We start from the raw sequence: 18,832 nt of genomic DNA on the forward strand, positions 1-18,832 counted from the left end.
TATTTTGCCTAACATATTGCCACTTTTTTATACCGAAATATACACTTTTTGGCGATTTAAAAGTACTGTTTTCAACTGAATTTAATCACAAGTTATTAACAATCAAATTGTTAATTCATTTTTAAGGAATGACTATTTAAATCATTACCTGAAAACGATCGCGTCCCGATTAACATAAAAAGAGGAGTAAAATACATCACTCCTCCTTTTTTAAATTAAAGTATGTGATTTATTCAGGTACTATAATAAACCACCATTCAAAGCCATTGTTGCCATCTGCTGTACTTAAAATCAATTCGTTATTTTCTCTTTTGAATATTCTATATTGGTGGCTTCCTCCAGTATAATAACCAATAAAACCTTTTCCAGAAAGAGTAATAGTCTCTACTCCGTTTGGAGCTGATAATGTATATTTTCCAGAATTTGTAGCAAGCGGATACTGCAAAATATCATCACCGTCTGCAGTGCCGCCTGGTCCATTTAATTGTTCAATTAATACTTTACGACCAAAAACAGTTCCATCAGCTCCAGTATTGTGAGTAAAATCTAATGTTGATGTAAAAGTGTAGCGGTCATCATACATTCCTGAACTTGCTTTTCCTTGTGGAGGTGCGCCATACCATTCTGTTGGAGTATTACCACCAACAGGACCAAGTCCAAAATGGCCAACACCGTCCGCTTTTATTTTCCAAGTTTTTGAACTATTTCCAGTAAGAAGCGTTACCAATTCTGCGGGTGGTACATATACTACCTTTACCTCAAATTCAATAGTTTTAGTAGCGCTTGTACCGCCTTTTCCGCTGGCTACAACAGTAATCGTATATTTATTTGTACCTGTAGTTCCAAAACTATACTTCATCTGTCCTGAGGGTTGTACTTTTGGCTCACCATTATAAATAAACTTATACGACAATGCATTGTCTGCTTTTGCAGTCACATTTACCACACCAGATCCGTCTCCAAAAGGGTTAGTCGCATCTTTCCCCTTTAATTCGGGGGTTATTACCAAGTTTGTTGGAGCTGTTAAATCTCCCATTTTATAGTCCTCTGTTACACAACTACTAAAAAATAGTACTGTAACGAGAAAAGTTAAAAAACACTTTATAATTTTCATCTTTTATTTTTTTTAAATTAAATTCGTACTAATTTGTAGGACCAAAACACTCCTGAACCTGATTCAATAACAACGTTCATGGTGTTATTATTGTCTGTAAGCGTGACGTTGTAAGTTATTGAACTAGGCACCGGTGTTTTAGGCAACTCACCAGCATTATTAGCTTTTGGAATTCCTAAATAAGATCCCGAACCTGTAATTGTTAAAGTTTTTGCAACTGAATCGTACAGATAAGTTGCTCCTGCAGGCCCATTGTGAGGCGCTACAGGCGCTGCGCAAGCATCCTTTGTGACGCCCTGCCAACCTTCAATCCAAGTTTCAGTTCCCAAAACATTACTGAAAGATCCGTTTGAAGAAAAAATGTAGGTATCATCATAAAAACAAGCTCTTTCGGTTACTTGTTGCGCGCTAATTGAAAACCACTCACCACTTCCACTTGAAGGACCTACTTTTAACGAACCTGGTTCAGCAGCTACTTTCCAAGTACCAACTAATCCGCTTGAAGGAGCAGCCGCTCTGTAGAAATAAATATTATCAATAAAAACAGTACCCGCAGCCCAAGGTGTACCAACAAATTTCAATTGAAAAATATCAGCCACTTTAAATCCAGTTTGACTTGTAAATGCCGAAATGGGAATGTCTATGCTAGTCCATTCATTGGCAACAAGGTCTTTCACCACCGGTCTTTCACCGTTCGATTTGCTAATTAATGAGGTTTCGATTTTTTGTGCATCTGCAGTCCAAACATCCATGTGTATAAATTCCATTGCAGATACATCTACTGTTACATTATCGGCCAATGCAATTCCTTGGTAACTGAGCTTAATGTAGTTTAACATTTTATCTCCACTAAGGTCAAATTCACCCCAGCTACTTCCTTGTCCTCCTTGTCCCCAATCCGGGAAATAGTTTGTACCTGCTACATTGGTATATTTGGAACCATAAAGAGAAATTACATTAGCAGCTTGTCTTGTTGGTGGAATCGGAGCAGAAGCAACTGGCTGCACAATAGCTGTGACAGTAAAATCCGTTGAATATTCTGTAGTTTTTATGGCTGCGCTTTTTGCTACTACTTTTATTTTATATGTACCAGCTTTGGCGTATGTATATGAAGCGGTCTGATCAGCATTGGCCGACACTGGCGTATCTTTGCCTGGCTCACCAAAAAACACATCAAACATTGTTGCATAAGCTGCTTTTATTGTAACATTAACTTTTTTAGAAACAAGTAAGTCATTAGAAATTGTAGCAACCAAATTTTGCGGCGCTTTAAAGGACACCACCAGGTTTTGTGTTACTTCTGTTTTACTGCCATTTATACTTGTAGCCACAATTTTCACAGAAAAAGTCCCTTCTCTGTATGTATGGGATGTGTTGTTTCCTGGAGTAACGGTTGCCGGTGTCGATGTACCATCGCCATAGTATATAGCAAAGGATGTAGCGCCATCGCCATTTGGCGTTATGGTTACAAGACCTGTGTTGTCTTGGGTAATATTATACAATGCACTTATATTCGTTGGTGATCCAACTGAACTAACAAATGACGTATCATCATCAATTCCGTCAGGAACACTACATCGGATGGTAACAGCTAGTAGTAACACAAAGCTGAAAATTAATTTTATATTTTTCATATCTAGATATTTTTTGTTTTTAATCGTTCATAAGTAATTCGCATTTCAGTATTGGTGGTTTCCTTCCAATTTCAGAATATGCTCATTTCATATCTTTTAAATTAATTTGGATAATTAGGGTTCTGTTTGATTAAAGTATTTTGCAATTCTTGGAAAGGAATTGGGAATATTTCATTTTTACCAGCCTTAAATCCTCTACTTGCTAGAACAGTTGCTGCATCCCCCCATCGTACTAGGTCAAAGAAACGATGTCCTTCTCCTGCCAATTCAAGTCTTCTTTCTGCTTTAATAGCTGCTAATGAAACCGGTGTGCTTGCTAGTCCGACTCTTGCTCTTACAGCATCAAGTAGGGCTTGTGCTCTTGCTCCTGTACCGCCTAAAGCCTCAGCTTCTAGTAAATAAGTGTCGGCTAAACGCATTACGTAGGTGTTTTGTCTGTAATTTAATACAGGCTCACCTGTTCCTGTAGTAATATCGGCTGTACGTGGAACGAATTTGTTTAAGAAATACCCAGTATCTTGGTAACCACCAATATAGCTTATTTGTTTTGAATCACTTAATGCCTTTAAATCTAATACAGTTGCTCCAAAACGCGGGTCAGTCTTTATCACATCATAAAAAGCTTGTGTAATTACGTTAAAACTCCAGCCTGATGGCAATTCAGGAGCGGTGGCACCAATTTTTGTGTAATTTCTTGGGCCGCACATAATATTAACAACATTTCCCTCCGCATCGTCATTCTGCCAATTACCCCATCCTGTGCTAGATGCATTCGTGTGAGATACTTCAATAATAGATTCGGTATTAAATTTATTATCTATTACCCAAAGGTCAGTGTATTTGTCTAATAATTTATAACCATATTGACTTGTTCCACTTGGAGTTCCATTTACTGCAGCAAATTCAATTGCAGCAAGGGCTTTTTTGTCTCCGGCAGGGTCGTACATGTATACTTTTCCTAATAGAGCGCGTGCTGATCCTTGAGAAAATCTGCCTTTTTCTGCTGCAGTTGTTAAAATTGGTAAATCTGGGATCGCTTCCTTAAGATCTTTTTGAATCTGTGCATAAACAGCAGCTGGAGCAGCCTGTAATACTGTAAAATATTGCGAGGTAGCAAGAGGTTCGGTTATCAGTGGTACGTTTTTGAACATTCGTACCAAATTGAAATAATAATTAGCACGTAGTGCTTTACACTCAGCTGTAAATCTAGCTTTTAGATTTGCATTCATTGGTATAGCCGGTAACTTGGTAAGAAGTACATTAGCTCTAAAAATTCCTCGATAATGATCGCTCCAGAAACTGGCAGGCATAACCGATCCAGTTATTGAATAATTAGAAAAACCTTGAATACCAGCTCCGTCTGTTGCGCCACCGCCACCTGCATAATGGTCGTCAGAGCCAGCGTTCATCATTGTAATCATATTTTCAAAGCCTCCTGAATTTTTTCTCATTATATCATAAACGGCTACGACGCCAGCAAATGCTTCCTTGTCATCTTTGTAGTAGCCGGATTCAAGATTTGTACCTTTCGGTTCCACTTCTAAAAAATCTTGACTACAAGATCCCATTATAAATAGTATTGCAAGTGCAATCAATAGAAATTTGTTTTTTATTGTTTTCATATTTAATTAAATTAAAATTGTACGTTAGCTCCAAACATAAATGATCTAGCTTGAGGGTAAAACCCTCGATCTATTCCGAATACATCACCCCCAATTTCAGGATCAAATCCAGTATATTTAGTAAAAGTTAGTAAATTCTCCCCAGTAACATAAAATCTAATTTTAGAAGCTTTTATCGCTGCTGCAAGATCATTTGGTAATGAATACCCAAAAGAAACGATTTTTAGTCTCAAATAATCTCCATCCTCAAGGTAAAAATCAGACATTTTTCCAAAATTTTCATTTTTATCATCATTGGTAAGTCTTGGATAATCATCTGATGTTCCTGGACCGGTCCAACGGCTTAATGCCTCCGTTTGATAGTTGGCATTTATGATATCCAATCTACGTAATCCCTGGAATATTTTATTGCCAGCTGCTCCTTGCATAAAGGCCATAAAGTCAAAGCCCTTGTATTCTAAATTGAGAGTAAATCCAAAAGTATATTTAGGTAGTGGACTACCTAAAAACTGCTTGTCTGCGGTGGTAATACTTCCATCTCCATTGGTATCTGTCCATCTAAAATCTCCCGGAACTGCAAGGGGTTGAATTAAATCACCAGCACTGTTTTTGTAAGCATTTACCTCTTCCATGGTTTGAAAAATCCCTGCTGTTTTATAGCCGTAAAAAGAATTATAGGCTTGTCCTATTGCTGTTCTAGTAACTCCGCCTTCCATTGATTGAAATTGTTGGCCACCTTCAATAAAAGTTTTTCCTAGACCCAAAAATGTAACTTCATTTTTAAGGTAAGACACGTTTCCATTAGCAGAAACGTTAAATTCTCCAAACTTTCTGCGGTATCCTAGTTCAAATTCAACACCTGAATTTTGCATATCGGCAACATTACCAAATGGTTTTCCATTTGCGCCTATATAACCTGGTAAATCTACCTCTTGCAAAATCCCTGTGGTCTTTTTATCGTAATATTCAATTGTCAAATTAAAATCGTTGAATATTTTTGCGTCAAAACCAACGTTTAATTGGGATGTCTGTTCCCATTGTAAATCTGGGTTTGCAGGTGCATCCGGGCTATTACCTATAAAAATTATAGAACCATCAGCACCAAAAGTATAGTTTCTTCCTGAACCTATCAGTGCTAAAAATCCATTCTCTCTAATCCTATCATTACCTGTTACACCATAACCCGCTCTTAATTTGAAAGTATTTACAACTGAATTTTCTTTCCAAAAATTTTCTTTCGAAAGTACCCAACCGGTTGAAAATGAAGGGAAAATACCATATTTTTTGTTTGGGCCAAAATTGGTAGAGCCGTCTCTACGAACAATTCCAGTAAATAAATATTTCTCTTTATAATCATAGTTTAAACGGGAAAATAAAGATGCAACTTTACGTGGTTGAGCAGTGTATGCACCTCCTAATTTTTTTGCAGCTGGGATATTAAAGTTGAATGATGCATCTTGATAATTATTAGTTGGCAAATCTTGATAGACTACGCTAGTGCCACTAGTTAAATTATCGACATAACTACCTTGTCCTAATAACACAGTGAAATTATGATCTTTGATACTTTCAGTATACGAAACTGTGTTTTCAACATTCCAACTGAAAGTTTCATTAGTAGTTCTGCTCAAACTATTTTGAACGGTATTCCGAACACTAGCACTTAAATGGTATTTAGGAGTAAAAGCCTCATCTCCCCAAAAAGCTCTTTTCAATCCCACCGAAGTACGGAATTTCACCTTTTTGATAGGTGTAAAATCAAGAAAAGCATTTCCAACGAAATCATCAGACCAATTGTAGTTCCCTAGTCTCGTTTTCGCATAAGCAACGGGATTAGTCATTTCTTGTCCAACAGGTGTAGAAATACCATAAGGATTTCCATTTGCATCTCTAATTATATACGGATCACTATATAATGGGCTAGCTGCGACAACTGGATCAGTTACAATCACAGGAGTTAGTGGGTCTAAGTTTATTGCTGAGCTTAGTGGTCCACCAAATTCACTATTTGTATTGCCAAGACCTACTCCTTTTTGATGTGTAAAGCCAAATGTTTGCCCCACTGTAAAAAGTTTTGACAATTTATGACTAGAATTTAATCTAATATTTTTTCGGCCAAAATTAGATATTTCTTTAGAAACAATTCCTTGTTGGTCTTGAATTCCAAAGGAAGCGAAAAAGGTAGAAACATCATTTCCGCCAGTCAAACTAAACTCGTGGTTAGTTCTCAGCGCATTATTACTAAAAATTTGCTTTTGCCAATCTGTTCCTACTCCTAAGCCAGATAGGTTTGGATAAGGAATTGCTTGTCCCGCGGCTCCAGCTTTTTCATTCATGATGGTAGCATATTGACTAGCATTGAGCAGGCTTAAGGTTTTTGAAGGTGCAGAAACAGCAGTAAAGCCATTATAGCCAACAGTAAACTTACCTGATTTCCCTTTTTTGGTAGTAACTAAAATAACACCTGATGCAGCGCGCGCTCCATAAATCGCAAGAGAAGCAGCGTCTTTCAGAACCTCCATAGATTCAATATCAGATTGGTTCACAAAACCTATTCCTCCAGTATCTATAATTACACCATCAACAACCCAAAGCGGATTGTTTCCGCCATTAGTATCAAAAGTTGTTAAGCCCCTTACCCTAACTGTCGAAGCAGCGCCTGGCTGTCCTGATTGCGCAGCAACCACTACTCCAGAAACCCTTCCTTGTAACGCTTGTTCGATACGTCCATTAGGAACTTTTTCTAAATCTTTTGCTTTTACACTAGAGATAGCGCCAGTAGTCACACTTTTCTTTTGAGTACCATAACCTACAACTACGACTTCCTGCAACGATTGCGATTCCGATTTAAGAGAGACATTAATGTTAGCCCGTCCTTTTATGGCTTCTTGAACCGTGCCATAACCTACGAAGCTAAAAACTAAAGTGCCATTAGGATCGGCCTTCAATTGATAATTTCCATCCATGTCAGATGAAGTTGCCTTTGTCGTTCCTTTAATTAAAATGGAAGCGCCAGGAACGGGTAATCCGTTTTCGTCTATTATTTTCCCTTTTATGGAAAGATCTTGCGCTTGCGCATAAACGGAAAATAGAACGGATAAGAAACAAAAAATAAATACTTTTGTTAATTTCATTTTTCTAAAATTTTGGTTAGTTATTTGTTAATTATATTGTTTCTTTATAAGAAAAATCAATATATTTACAAAAGTAATTATATTCTAAATTTTATATTAATCAATTTTTGTCATTTATTAATTGATTTTTTACTAATTACAAAAATAAAAACGGTTTTAATTATCACATTCAAAATTTAATTATGATCAAAGATGCTTACAGAGAAATTACGAGACTAATCCCAGAAGATAGTTTTTTGGTAGAGCAGAGGGTTAAAGATGATTTTGATTTCCCTATACATTTTCATCCTGAGTACGAACTTAACTTTATTTATAGGGGAAAAGGAGTCAGGAGAATTGTAGGAGATCACACTGACGAAATTGATGATTTGGAATTAGTAATGGTGGGTCCAAATGTGGTTCACGGTTGGGAACTTCATAATTGTACTTGTAAAGAGATTTATGAAATCACGATTCATATTCACAATGATTTATTTGACGCAAAAATGTTATCGAGAAGAATCTTCAAGCCTATCCGTGACATGTTTAGCAGGGCTAAACATGGTATTCTATTTTCCCGTGAAACAACAAACTTACTAATGCCTAGAATTATGCTTTTGTCAAGAATTACTGGGCTGCAATATTATTTAGAGTTTATTTCTATTCTGAATGATCTTGCCCTTTCGGAAGGTCAAAAATTACTTTCTGTTTCTATTAATGAAAAAGAAGATTTTCATAATAGCGACAAGATAAAAAAAGTATATGACTACATTCAGGAAAATTTTTCACAAACAATCACATTAAGTGAGATTTCTACATTAGTGAATATGAGCACCGTTTCATTCAATAGGTTTATTAAGCAAAGAACAGGCAAGACGTTTGTACACTATTTAAACGATACTAGAATTAGTTTTGCATCACGGTGGTTATTGGAGAGTGAATTAAGCATTGGGGAAATAAGTTATAAATGTGGGTTTAACAACATTGCTAATTTTAATAGATTGTTCAAACAAGCAAAAAACACCACACCCAAGGAATTTAAAAAACAGTTTATAGGCGTAAAAAGAGTGTTGTAACATTTAGGCATATTTTTTCAATCAAATGTTAAGTATACTCATTTAATGCCGACCTCAAACATTTTTATGCGTTAAAATCTAAAATTTTTATCTATATTTGAAATATGAAAATTGAATCTCAAATAGAAAAAATTTCAAGTTTCCAGCATCTTGAGCTGTTGGCGAACCAAATTGTGGAAGGGTTTATTTCAGGAATGCACAAAAGTCCTTTTCACGGTTTTTCGGCTGAATTTGCGGAGCATAAAGTCTATAATGTGGGCGAAAGCACAAAACATCTCGACTGGAAACTATTTGCCAAAACAGACCGATTGTATACTAAAAGGTTCGAGGAAGATACCAATTTGCGTTGCCACATCATTATTGATAATTCGTCATCGATGCATTATCCGCAGTTGGAAGCAAAAGATGAGTTTTACCAAAATAAGATTGGATTTTCAGTTTTAGCTTCCGCAGTTTTGATGAATCTTTTAAAAAAGCAGCGCGATTCCATAGGGTTGAGCGTTTTTTCGGGTTCTTATGAATATTATTCGCCTGAAAAAGGAAGTGATCGCCATCACCGAATGATTTTGAATGCTCTCGAAAATCTCCTAGAAAAACCCAAGGTTCAAAAAACTACTGACACTATAAAATTTTTGCATCAAATAGCTGAGAAAATACACCGTCGCTCGATGATTATTCTTTTTACAGATATGTTTCAATCAGGCAATGAAGAAGCGCTGTTTACAGCCTTGCAGCATTTGAAACATAACAAGCATAAAGTAGTTTTATTTCACGTTAGAGATAACAAAACAGAAGTGAATTTTGACTTTGATAACGCTCCAAGGAAGTTTATTGATTTAGAAACGGGTGAGGAGATTACTGTTTTTGCCGATAATGTGAAGGAAGAATATGAAAAAGGAGTTAATACTTATTTCAAAAGGCTAGCTTTAACTTGTTCACAAAACAAAATTAAGTACGTTCCTGTTGGGGTTGCTGATAGTTTTGAGAAAGTATTGACAACATATTTAGTTGAAAAACAAAACTTTGGATAATAAGAGTAAATTTTATTATTATTTTTTGAATAAATTATTGTGAAAACGAAATTCTGTAGTATCTTTGCAACCGCAATTAAGCAGAGGTTTGGTAGTTCAGTTGGTTAGAATACATGCCTGTCACGCATGGGGTCGCGGGTTCGAGTCCCGTCCAGACCGCTAATATTGGGAGAAGCGATTCAGAGATGAATCGCTTTTTTGCCCCATAAAAGCATCTAAAATAGTTGTGTTGTTTTTGCTACGACTTTGTAACTCGTAGTGCGGTTTAGTAGTTAGACCAATGAAAAGCTTTCCCGATTCTCGGGATAGCTTTTTTGATTTTTGGGTGTTTCTGTTTTGAAATAAAGGAACAACCAAAATAGGTTTCAATAATTACTTTCGAATTTTTAAAGTTAGCTAAGCTGTTTTAAAAGAGATTATTTTAAATGCAATACTATTGAAAAGTCAAATTTCAAAAGCATAAACCAACATAAATTCTTCTATTGCTGTAAAATAGACTGAAAAATGTTGCTTGGTTTTTTCCATTTCAAGAATTGCGATTGCTTTTTGGTCTTGAATTTCAAATGGATTGACCTGAATGTGATCTTTGAAACTAATTCCTTTTTCGTTTCGAATTTTATAAATGGCTTCTTTAGCGCCCCATTTTACGGTTAGTTTTTTGATGTAATCTTCATTATTGAAACTTCTCAATCGATTCAATTCATTCTCGTTTATGAATTTATCGGCAATGCGGATGATTTTTTCTCTTTGCATTTCGATGTCAATTCCAACAGTCTCATCACTTATTATAATGGCGGAAAAATGATGTGAATGTGTGATCGAAATGTGTTTTCCATAATTAAAATAAGGTTTTCCAAATTCGTCATAATGCAATTCGGAATCCGTATAACCAGCTTCCTTCAAAAGCATCCTAACACTCAAGAATGCCCGTTGGTGCATTTCGGATTTCATTGCCTTTAACCTATTTTCGGTTTTGGGTTTTAAAACTACTTTTGAACGTAATTCCTCGAAGGTTTCGGTAATTTTCCAAATTAGGATTTGGGTTGTGGGGCTAAAGTTTATGATTTTGAATAAAGGCATTTTAGTAACGTGATTTTTAGCCCCGATAGCAGCGGCATCCTTTTTCTAAGCCCGTCAGGGTTAGAAAAAGATATAGCGAATAGCGGGATTAGCTTCTTAAAATAATTATTTCATTATAATTCAAAAGATTACGGAATTAAACAATTCATAAATGTTCAAGAATCCCTTTTTAATTATAAAGTTATTATGTAAATTTGCAAAAATTTTATAATTACAAATATACTATAAATGAGTACAACTACTATGCCTTATGTGGCTTTCAAAGTAAAAGACATTTCTCTAGCAGCTTGGGGAAGAAAAGAAATTGAATTAGCAGAAGCTGAAATGCCAGGTTTAATGGCGCTTCGTGCTGAATACAAAGACGAACAACCGCTGAAAGGTGCTCGTATTGCAGGATGTTTGCATATGACAATTCAAACTGCCGTTTTGATTGAAACTTTGATTGCTCTTGGCGCTGAAGTGACTTGGTCATCTTGCAACATTTTCTCTACTCAAGATCAGGCTGCTGCTGCGATTGCTGCTGCTGGAATTCAAGTTTATGCTTGGAAAGGTCTTGACGAAGAATCTTTTGATTGGTGTATTGAGCAAACTTTATTCTTTGGTGAAGACAGAAAACCATTGAATATGATTCTTGATGATGGTGGAGATTTAACGAATATGGTTATTGACCGTTTCCCAGAATTGGTTGCTGGAATCAAAGGATTGTCTGAAGAAACTACTACTGGTGTACACAGATTATACGAAAGAGTAAAAGCTGGAACGTTGCCAATGCCTGCTATAAACGTGAATGACTCGGTTACTAAATCGAAATTTGATAACAAATACGGTTGTAAAGAATCTGCTGTCGATGCGGTTCGTCGTGCTACCGATATTATGTTGGCTGGAAAAAGAGTAATCGTTTGTGGTTACGGTGATGTTGGAAAAGGAACTGCGGCTTCGTTTAGAGGTGCTGGATCTATTGTAACAGTAACTGAAATTGACCCAATTTGTGCGCTTCAAGCTGCAATGGACGGATTTGAAGTTAAAAAATTGGCTTCTGTTATTCCTACTGCTGATATTGTTATTACTACAACTGGAAATAAAGATATCGTATTGGAAAGTAATTTTCGTGCTATGAAAGATAAGACTATCGTTTGTAATATCGGGCATTTTGATAACGAAATTGATATGGCTTGGTTGAACGGTAACTACGGAAATACAAAAATTGAAATCAAACCACAAGTAGATAAATATACTATTGACGGTGTTGATATTCTTGTACTTGCCGAAGGTCGTTTGGTAAACCTTGGTTGTGCTACAGGTCACCCAAGTTTTGTAATGAGTAACTCCTTTACAAACCAAACGCTAGCTCAAATCGAATTGTGGAAAAACAGCGCGGCTTACAACAATGATGTGTATATGTTACCAAAACATTTGGACGAAAAAGTGGCAATGTTGCACTTGGCTAAACTGGGTGTTGAATTGGAAACTTTACGTAAAGACCAAGCAGATTATATTGGCGTAGCGGTTGAAGGACCTTTTAAACCAGAGTATTATAGGTATTAGTATTAAGACTTTAGTATTAAGACAGAACCCTTGCAGGAAACTGAACTAAATTCAGTTTGAATGTGAGGGTTTTTCGATTTCAAAATATTATTTTTCTTATATTTGTAACACCTTATAAAATAACACCATGCAAGTTTTAGTAGAAATCCCCGATAATAAAGCAGCCTTTGGACTTGAAGTGTTGCGTAGTCTTGCTTTTGTGAAAAAAGTAAATCCTATGACTCCTGAGAAAGCTAGCTTGTTTGCAGATTTAAAAGAAGCTGCTAGCGAAGTTAAATTGCACAAAGAAGGAAAAACTAAGTTGAAAACCGCTCGAGAGTTGCTTGATGAGTTATAGTATTTTACCAACCCATCGGTTTGAAAAAGAACTAAAACGATTGGTTAAAAAATTTCCATCGCTAAAAATTGAGTTTAAAGAACTCATCGAAGAAATCACGAAAAACCCACAATCTGGAACTTTTATTGGCAATAATTGTTATAAAATTCGATTGGCCATTGAAAGCAAAGGAAAAGGTAAAAGCGGCGGTGCTAGAACAATAACTTATGTATATGTTGAAAGTGAAACGGTTTATTTACTTACGATTTATGACAAAAGCGAAAAAGAAAACTTAAAACCCAATGAACTCAAAATGATGATTGCCAATTTGGAATTAGAATAGAACCCTTGCAGTCCCGAAGTTTCGGGATGTGAGGGTTTTTTTTGATTAAAACAGAGATTAATTTGCAATTATTAAACAACTGTTATATTCAATATCCAAATATGTTAAAGTTTTAATGTGTTAGCAAATAAAGGAATACCTTTAAATTGTAAAAATTTAAAACTATGTTTATTATTCTTTTATTTTCTTTAACTATGAATCCTATTGTGCTCTTTGATTTTGATGTAAAAAGCAATATTGATAATTGGAGAGTTGTTGATGACAGTGTAATGGGTGGCATTTCATCAAGTAAATTTTTTGTTGATGCGTCTGGTAATGGCGTGTTTGAAGGAAATATTTCTTTAGAAAACAATGGCGGCTTTTGTTCTGTGCAACATTATCCAAAACCTGTTTCGTTGAAAGAAAAAAAGATTTTCAGTATCCGATTGAAAGGAGATGGCAAAAAATATCAGTTCAGAGTGAAATCAGAACGAAGCAATTACTATTCCTATATTTACGAATTTCAAACTACTACGGATTGGCAAACCATAGAAATCCCAATCACCGAATTATACGCTTCGTTTAGGGGAAGAACAATTGATATTCCAAATTATGATGGCGTTAGTTTAGAGGAAATTGCCTTTTTGGTTGGAAATAAAAAAAAGGAAGATTTTCAATTACTAATTGATAAAATTGAAGTTAAATAGTTCAAGCTCCCAAAACCAATTTGGAGAATGATATTTGAAATTGATATGAATAATCCTGAAGCATATAAATCAAAAGCTTCCAAGCAAAATTTTGTTTCCACACTAATAAAATTTGCGCTGTCTTGAGGTAAATTAATGGTGAAACAGTTTCGGTCATTTATAGCTATTTCCTTTTCTCAGCAAAAAACCGTTTCATCAATTCCGACGCTTCATTCGCTAAAACTCCGCGAACTACTGTAGATTTTGGATGCAATTGTGTTCCCATTTTCTCGAAACCGCGATGTTCATCACTGGCTCCAAAAACAATTTTCGAAATCTGACTCCAATACAAAGCACCGGCGCACATTTGGCAAGGTTCAATCGTGACATATAACGTGCAACCCACTAAATATTTTCCACCAAGAAAATTGGCGGCGGCTGTGATGGCTTGCATTTCGGCGTGAGCAGTAACATCATTGAGCATTTCGGTAAGGTTATGACCTCTGGCAATGACTTTATTATCAATGACAATGACGGCACCAACAGGAATTTCGTCTTTCTCAAAAGCCATTTCTGCCTCTTGCAAGGCCTTCTTCATAAAATATTCGTCGGTGAAAGGATTTTCCATAATTACAAAAATAAGAATTCAATTCGTACATTTGCTTTATGTCAGACAATTTACTTAAAAACATCAACAATCCAACCGATTTACGCTTACTTGACGAAGCTCAACTTCCTCAAGTTGCCCAAGAATTGCGCGATTTTATTATTGATATTGTTTCGGTAAAAGAAGGACATTTGGGCGCAAGCCTTGGTGTTGTCGAACTTACGATTGCTTTGCATTATGTATTTGATACTCCTAATGATTTATTAATTTGGGACGTGGGACATCAAGCGTATGGTCACAAAATACTGACCGGAAGAAAAGAAATTTTCCACACTAATCGGCAACTAAACGGCATTTCTGGTTTCCCAAAAAGAAGCGAAAGTATTTACGATGCTTTTGGAGTCGGACATTCTTCGACTTCTATTTCGGCAGCTTTGGGAATGGCGATTGCTTCGAATTTAAAAGGCGATTTCGAAAAACAGCATATTGCGGTCATTGGCGACGCTTCCATCGCATCAGGAATGGCTTTTGAAGGATTGAATCACGCTGGAGTTACCGACGCTAATTTGTTGGTAATCCTCAACGACAATGCTATTGGGATTGATCCGAGTGTTGGTGCCTTAAAAAAGTATCTCACTGCCGTGAAAGAAGGTAAAAATCCGAAGCAAAATAATATGATTAAATCCCTGAATTTTGATTATTCAGGACCAATTGACGGCAACGATATTTTTGCAGTTATCAGGGAATTGAAAAGGCTGAAAAAAGTAAAAGGCCCAAAATTCCTTCACATCATTACCAAAAAAGGAAAAGGTTTACAACAAGCTGAAGAAGATCAAGTAAAGTACCACGCACCGGGAAAATTTGATGCCTTGACTGGTGAAATAATTCCAAAGTTAGAAGAAAATATACCTCCAAAATATCAGGATGTTTTTGGATTAACGGTATTGGATTTGGCGAAAGCCAATGAAAAAATTGTTGGAATCACACCCGCAATGCCATCGGGAAGTTCATTAAAATTGATGATGGACGCTTTCCCAAAACGCGCTTTCGATGTGGGAATTGCTGAGCAACACGCAGTCACACTTTCTGCAGGAATGGCGACACAAGGAATGGTAGTTTTTTGCAATATTTATTCCACATTTTTGCAGCGCGCGTACGACCAAGTCATACACGACGTGGCTTTACAAAATTTGCCAGTAATTTTTTGTTTGGACAGAGCAGGATTGGTTGGCGAAGATGGCGCAACCCATCACGGCGTTTTCGATTTGGCTTATTTGCGTTGTATTCCCAATATGATTGTGTATTCACCTTTGAATGAAATCGCCTTGCGAAACATTTTATATACGGCTCAATTGGGTTTGAATCATCCTATTGCGATTCGCTATCCTCGTGGTCGTGGTCATATTGTGGATTGGCAAAAGCCTTACGAGAAAATAGAAATCGGTAAAGCAAATTGTCTCCAAAAAGGAACGAAAGTGGCCGTTCTTTCCAATGGAATAATCGGGAATAATGTGACATTGGCTCTAGCTAAATTGAATAATCCAGAAACTATTGCTCATTATGATTTTGCCTTTGTTAAACCATTGGACGAAAAATTATTGCATAACATTTTCAAGGAATTTGAAACTATAATTACCATTGAAGATGGTGCAATCAAAGGTGGTTTTGGAACTGCAATTCTTGAGTTTTCAGCACAAAATAATTACACTTCAAACATAAAAACACTTGGTATTCCTGATGAATTTATTGAACAAGGATCTGTTGAAGAACTACAACACTATTGTAAAATAGATATGGAGAGTTTAGTGACTCTCTTTTCAGTTTATTAATACTTAATTCGTTTTTCTGCCATTGATAGTTTCATATAGTTCCAAAGCATTTCCATCGGTCAAAAGGGAAACGTAATGGCAAATATGCAAAAGCCTTTTATACAAATCATCCTTCTCCTCCAAGAATTTTTCGGGTAACATTTTCAACAATAATTTGTCGTAATTGGACGCATTATCGTTGAATTTATTGTTGAAAGCGGTGATAAATTTATCCAATAAGGTTTGAATAATTTGGTAACCAACAATTTCTTTTTCAATTACTTCTCGACTTTGATAAATATTTTTGACGCTCAATTTAATGATATCATCCATTTGAACTTTATACTTGCTTTTGTCCATCAAAGCATAAGGAAATCTTCCTTGCAAAATTGCTTCTTCGTTTTCGATAAAAACTTTCACGGCATCATTGATTAAACTTCCAATTGCCAACGCTCTCAAATAACTTATTCGGTCTTCTTTTGTGGTTAAAGAATTGTATTTAGCCGAATCTATGCTGTCTTTTACTAATTTTATTAAATATTCTAAGGCGAAATCTTCAGCAACTAATCCTAGATTTATACCGTCTTCAAAGTCGATAATCGTATAGCAAATATCATCGGCAGCTTCGACCAAATAAGCCAAAGGATGTCTTTCGAAACCAATGTCATTTCCGTTTTTGTTTGGAATCATTCCTAATTCCGCTGCTACTTCTTGAAAAAATGCCGCGTCCGATTGAAAGAATCCGTATTTTTTATCGGCGATGTTTTGTGTTGGTTTTTTGGGTAAACTTTCCTTAGGATATTTCATAAAAGCACCTAGAGTGGCATACGAAATTCGTAATCCTCCTTCAATTCCAGGACGACTTGCGGTAAGCACTGAAAATCCATTGGCATTACCTTCAAAATCAATTAAATCTTGCCATTCTTTGTCGGAAAGTTGGTCTTTGAATTTTTGTCCTTTTCCAATACAAAAATATTCTCCAATGGCTTTTTCTCCAGAATGTCCAAAAGGTGGATTTCCGATGTCGTGTGCCAAAGAAGCCGCAGCCACAATTGCTCCAAAATCGTTGGCTTGAAAACCGTGAATTGCCGCCAAATGCGGGTATTTTTCGATTATTTTTTTGCCAACCAATCGCCCAATAGAACGCCCAACAACCGAAACTTCCAAACTGTGCGTCAATCGGGTGTGAACAAAATCAGTTTTCGAAAGCGGAATAACCTGTGTTTTATCCTGCAAACTCCTGAAAGCCGACGAGAATATAATACGATCATAATCTACTTCAAAGCCCAAACGGGTATCGTCTTGTTCAATTCGTAAACGTTTGCTCGTGTCGCCTTGGCGTTTTAGTGATAAAAGTTGTTCCCAGTTCATTGAAGGGTTAGAAGTTAAAAGTTAGCGGTAATAAGCGTACAGATTGTTTTATTTGTGGTTCAAATTTATTAAAAACAAAATTAGAATAATTTCGTAAACAATTTCGTAATTCAGAATAATTTAAAAAGGAAATAGTTTGCATCGAATTATGGTTTTTAAAGTAGTTCGGCAAAAAAAATGATTGAACAATACGTAAAAATAAGAAATCCCGAGCAATCGGGATTTCTTATAAATTATATTGAAATTTTATTTCAATTTCTTTTTGATAGCTACTTCATACAACGTTCGTTAAAAATACTTTTGAATTATTTTAATTATTTCTGATTTCTTTATTGAACTCTCTTCCGATTTATCGTAAATGAGCAATAAATTTATTTCAACTCCATTTTCCTTTTCATCAATCAAATAAGTAATTACTCTAAATCCACCGCTTTTACCAGAATTCTTGTCAGAACTTGCTAATCTTATTTTGTATGCATTTGCAGTAATTAGTATGCCACTTTTTGGATTTTCTAATAATAGCGCTTTCAATGCTAACAATTCATTTTCTAAGGAAGGAAATTTTTTAGAAAATCTTTTATAACGAACATCAAAAATGGGTAAGGTTACAATCTTATTTTTCATTTAACAATTCATCTAAAGTCTTACGTTTTGAATTACTTTGCTTTGACTCTTTTAATTGTTTAAAAGCTAAATCTAAATCTTGTAAAACTTTTGGAGAAGGAATTTTCTTTGCAACAGACTCTTTTTTCAAATTGTTTAACTCTGTTGGGACAACTTCTACAAATGAAAATGTTTTTAGCATTTCTAAGACTATTTTTGCCTGTTTCGAATTTTCTTTTAATTTGATTGTTACCATAACTGCTTTGTTTATAAATGCAAATATACGAAAATCATTAACACGTTGAAAATAACACTTTTCTTTTGGTTACTTTTATAGATAATAGAAGCCAACATTCGTTTTGAAATTCTTAGTATGCATAAGTGCGACGGGTGTCAGCGTTGGGGATTAAGTACCTATCGACTTTTAAAAACAATTTTCTTATTAGTATATATAAATGTATTATTACATTCATCCCCAATATAAATCTTTTCTTTCCCTAAATTAATACTGTCATATTTTTTTTCAAAAACATAATTATTTGTATGTGTATCAAATTTTATCACCCTTAAAAAATAGAATGTATAAAAAGTTTCGTCTTTAGATAAATAGTAATATCCCTCAGCTCTTGATAAAGTATCTAATCTTATACTATTCCTTTTTAAATATTTAAAACGAGGGTCAAGATAAGATTTTTCTGAAATTAAAATTTTTAAAGAATCCGTGGTTTTTATTGAAGAAAAAACGATGTTCCTTTCTGACTTATTATCAAAAACAATATTTACAGGTTTTTCTGCACATTTTGTACTCATCAATGATATTGCTAAAGCAACAATAATTATTATTTTTCTCATTTCCTAAGTAATTTTTTTTGCGAAATAGCAGATTTGCAATCCGCAATACTCT

17 protein-coding genes and 1 tRNA gene are annotated in these 18,832 nt (G+C 35.3%); 8 read left to right on the forward strand and 10 right to left on the reverse strand.

The window, feature by feature from the left end; all coding sequences use genetic code 11:
• Positions 1 to 229: 229 nt before the first annotated feature.
• The 4 genes from RMO83_RS09795 to RMO83_RS09810 form a co-directional block, all read right to left on the reverse strand.
• Positions 230 to 1,114 (reverse strand): glucan endo-1,3-beta-D-glucosidase, encoded by an 885-nt coding sequence (locus RMO83_RS09795; RefSeq protein ID WP_310559500.1) that lies wholly within the window; start codon positions 1,112 to 1,114, stop codon positions 230 to 232.
• 17 nt (positions 1,115 to 1,131) lie between these two features.
• Positions 1,132 to 2,748 carry a hypothetical protein gene (locus RMO83_RS09800; RefSeq protein WP_310559501.1) on the reverse strand — a complete coding sequence of 539 codons (1,617 nt, stop codon included), beginning with the start codon at positions 2,746 to 2,748 and terminating at the stop codon, positions 1,132 to 1,134.
• 101 nt (positions 2,749 to 2,849) lie between these two features.
• Positions 2,850 to 4,160 carry a RagB/SusD family nutrient uptake outer membrane protein gene (locus RMO83_RS09805; RefSeq protein WP_409025009.1) on the reverse strand — a complete coding sequence of 437 codons (1,311 nt, stop codon included), beginning with the start codon at positions 4,158 to 4,160 and terminating at the stop codon, positions 2,850 to 2,852.
• A 221-nt stretch (positions 4,161 to 4,381) separates the two neighbouring features.
• On the reverse strand, positions 4,382 to 7,504 hold the full coding sequence (locus RMO83_RS09810) for a TonB-dependent receptor (protein WP_310559503.1): 3,123 nt from the start codon (positions 7,502 to 7,504) through the stop codon (positions 4,382 to 4,384).
• 182 nt (positions 7,505 to 7,686) lie between these two features.
• Between RMO83_RS09810 and RMO83_RS09815 the strand changes: the two genes are divergently transcribed.
• From RMO83_RS09815 to RMO83_RS09825, 3 genes are all read left to right on the forward strand, one after another.
• A complete protein-coding gene (locus RMO83_RS09815; RefSeq protein ID WP_310559504.1) occupies positions 7,687 to 8,559 on the forward strand; it encodes an AraC family transcriptional regulator in 873 nt (290 codons plus the stop codon).
• A gap of 104 nt (positions 8,560 to 8,663) precedes the next feature.
• On the forward strand, positions 8,664 to 9,590 hold the full coding sequence (locus tag RMO83_RS09820) for a DUF58 domain-containing protein (RefSeq protein ID WP_310559505.1): 927 nt from the start codon (positions 8,664 to 8,666) through the stop codon (positions 9,588 to 9,590).
• A gap of 85 nt (positions 9,591 to 9,675) precedes the next feature.
• Positions 9,676 to 9,749 (forward strand) — tRNA-Asp (locus RMO83_RS09825).
• Positions 9,750 to 10,034: 285 nt separating this feature from the next.
• Here RMO83_RS09825 and RMO83_RS09830 read toward each other — a convergent pair.
• Positions 10,035 to 10,670 (reverse strand): 4'-phosphopantetheinyl transferase superfamily protein, encoded by a 636-nt coding sequence (locus RMO83_RS09830; RefSeq protein ID WP_310559506.1) that lies wholly within the window; start codon positions 10,668 to 10,670, stop codon positions 10,035 to 10,037.
• Between the two features lie 228 nt (positions 10,671 to 10,898).
• Between RMO83_RS09830 and ahcY the strand changes: the two genes are divergently transcribed.
• The 4 genes from ahcY (at position 10,899) to RMO83_RS09850 (ending at position 13,560) form a co-directional block, all read left to right on the forward strand.
• A complete protein-coding gene (gene ahcY / locus RMO83_RS09835) occupies positions 10,899 to 12,215 on the forward strand; it encodes an adenosylhomocysteinase (RefSeq protein ID WP_310559507.1) in 1,317 nt (438 codons plus the stop codon).
• A gap of 127 nt (positions 12,216 to 12,342) precedes the next feature.
• Positions 12,343 to 12,552 (forward strand): hypothetical protein, encoded by a 210-nt coding sequence (locus RMO83_RS09840; RefSeq protein WP_310559508.1) that lies wholly within the window; start codon positions 12,343 to 12,345, stop codon positions 12,550 to 12,552.
• Positions 12,542 to 12,874, forward strand: a complete 333-nt coding sequence (locus RMO83_RS09845) for a type II toxin-antitoxin system RelE/ParE family toxin (protein ID WP_310559509.1) — start codon at positions 12,542 to 12,544, stop codon at positions 12,872 to 12,874. The genes RMO83_RS09840 and RMO83_RS09845 overlap by 11 nt, the downstream gene beginning before the upstream one ends.
• A gap of 164 nt (positions 12,875 to 13,038) precedes the next feature.
• Positions 13,039 to 13,560 (forward strand): CIA30 family protein, encoded by a 522-nt coding sequence (locus RMO83_RS09850; RefSeq protein ID WP_310559510.1) that lies wholly within the window; start codon positions 13,039 to 13,041, stop codon positions 13,558 to 13,560.
• Between the two features lie 163 nt (positions 13,561 to 13,723).
• On the opposite strand, the gene RMO83_RS09855 is transcribed toward RMO83_RS09850, so the two are convergent.
• Entirely contained in the window at positions 13,724 to 14,167 is a 444-nt protein-coding gene (locus RMO83_RS09855) for a nucleoside deaminase (protein ID WP_310559511.1), read from the reverse strand.
• A 38-nt stretch (positions 14,168 to 14,205) separates the two neighbouring features.
• Between RMO83_RS09855 and RMO83_RS09860 the strand changes: the two genes are divergently transcribed.
• On the forward strand, positions 14,206 to 15,975 hold the full coding sequence (locus RMO83_RS09860; protein ID WP_310559512.1) for a 1-deoxy-D-xylulose-5-phosphate synthase: 1,770 nt from the start codon (positions 14,206 to 14,208) through the stop codon (positions 15,973 to 15,975).
• Between the two features lie 3 nt (positions 15,976 to 15,978).
• Here RMO83_RS09860 and RMO83_RS09865 read toward each other — a convergent pair whose 3' ends face one another.
• The 4 genes from RMO83_RS09865 to RMO83_RS09880 form a co-directional block, all read right to left on the reverse strand.
• Entirely contained in the window at positions 15,979 to 17,325 is a 1,347-nt protein-coding gene (locus tag RMO83_RS09865) for a deoxyguanosinetriphosphate triphosphohydrolase (RefSeq protein WP_310559513.1), read from the reverse strand.
• Between the two features lie 288 nt (positions 17,326 to 17,613).
• Entirely contained in the window at positions 17,614 to 17,949 is a 336-nt protein-coding gene (locus RMO83_RS09870; RefSeq protein WP_310559514.1) for a hypothetical protein, read from the reverse strand.
• Positions 17,939 to 18,184: a hypothetical protein gene (locus tag RMO83_RS09875; RefSeq protein ID WP_310559515.1), complete on the reverse strand. Its 246-nt coding sequence runs from the start codon at positions 18,182 to 18,184 to the stop codon at positions 17,939 to 17,941. The genes RMO83_RS09870 and RMO83_RS09875 overlap by 11 nt, the downstream gene beginning before the upstream one ends.
• A 158-nt stretch (positions 18,185 to 18,342) precedes the next feature.
• Positions 18,343 to 18,780: a hypothetical protein gene (locus RMO83_RS09880; protein ID WP_310559516.1), complete on the reverse strand. Its 438-nt coding sequence runs from the start codon at positions 18,778 to 18,780 to the stop codon at positions 18,343 to 18,345.
• Positions 18,781 to 18,832: the final 52 nt, after the last annotated feature.

Origin of the sequence: Flavobacterium sp. (assembly GCF_031423415.1) — a bacterium.
GTDB lineage: Bacteria > Bacteroidota > Bacteroidia > Flavobacteriales > Flavobacteriaceae > Flavobacterium.